Source organism: Endozoicomonas sp. SESOKO3 (assembly GCF_024606255.1).
The window spans coordinates 1-1,113 of record NZ_JAHHPR010000474.1; the positions used below are offsets into that span (position 1 = coordinate 1).

At 50.6% G+C, this 1,113-nt stretch carries 2 protein-coding genes; both read right to left on the reverse strand.

What is annotated here, in order from left to right; genetic code table 11:
* A partial coding sequence (locus tag KDK18_RS08150) for a hypothetical protein (protein ID WP_257254408.1) occupies window positions 1-238 on the reverse strand: 238 nt, incomplete at its 3' end.
* Window positions 239-304: 66 nt separating this feature from the next.
* A partial coding sequence (locus KDK18_RS08155) for a hypothetical protein (protein WP_257254409.1) occupies window positions 305-1,113 on the reverse strand: 809 nt, incomplete at its 5' end.

Below are 1,113 nucleotides of genomic sequence, written 5' to 3' on the forward strand. Positions count from 1 at the left end.
AGTCTGCGACGTCCGCTGCGTTGTCAGCTTTCAACTCTGCGTTGTCAGCTTTCAAATCTGCGACGTCTGATTGCAGTGCAGTAATATCTTTGCCTTGCTGGTCAAAGCGTTTGTCTATATGAGCGAACCCCCGGTGCATTTCAGCACGGGTTTTACTGGCGTAGCTGACAATACCCGTCAGGGTATCTCGAATATGGTCAAGCTCTGTTTCGGGTGGTTGTTCAGCATTCAAGCTCATGCTGTACTCCTGACAAATGAATGAGAAGGACAGCATAGCAGACATTGAGAGATTGCTCAGAGACACCTAACACCGGGATGGCTCGTGCACTTGCCACCCCGTATGCAGGGCAAACCAAAACAAACTGTCCAGATGGGACAGCGGCAGGGTACCGTTGTTAATACCCAAATTGGGTCCTCTGGCTCTGGATGAGCGCCGCAATCCCTGTTTGGTAAGGTTCTCTTTGCCTGCGTTCACTGAGTTCAAAAAGTCACGGTTAAAGCTTTTATCCGGATGATCCGGATAAACCTCATCAGGAAAACGGCCTGATTTGATATCCTGTACATAGCGGACTTTCGGGTCACACCAGTAACCACACTCAAGTGCAGCCCGGGTCAGCGACTCTGCCGGGAATTCCAGACGTATCTTTGTTCTCACGGTCTCCGTCTTCATTTTATACGCACTGGCAAACAGATCAGCGGCAATCGTCACCAGCTCTTCCTGCAACTGGTTCATCTGCACGGTGTTTCTGTAATCCAGAAGGTCGGTGTCGTGGCGAACCCTCAGCCAGTTAATCACCAGCCCGTAAAAGGCTTTCCCAAGCTCAGTAATCCGCAATTCACCCTGTCGCTCACAATCGGTTGTAAGATAGCGTTCTTTCATACCAAAGCTGGAGGAAGTTTGCTCAGCAAATGAGCGGATATCAGCCCAGTCTCTCATCCCAACCGGGGCCGGTGCTATGTTTGGGTAATCCTGGGCATTCCACTCTCCCATCGTGCCGGGAACGAATTGACATCCAAAAAAGGGTGTGGGTACCCAGAACCTTCCATCAGCGGCATTGTGAAATGAGCTTAATGTATCCGGTGCCTGAAAATTGTGTTGCCAGAGACGACCTG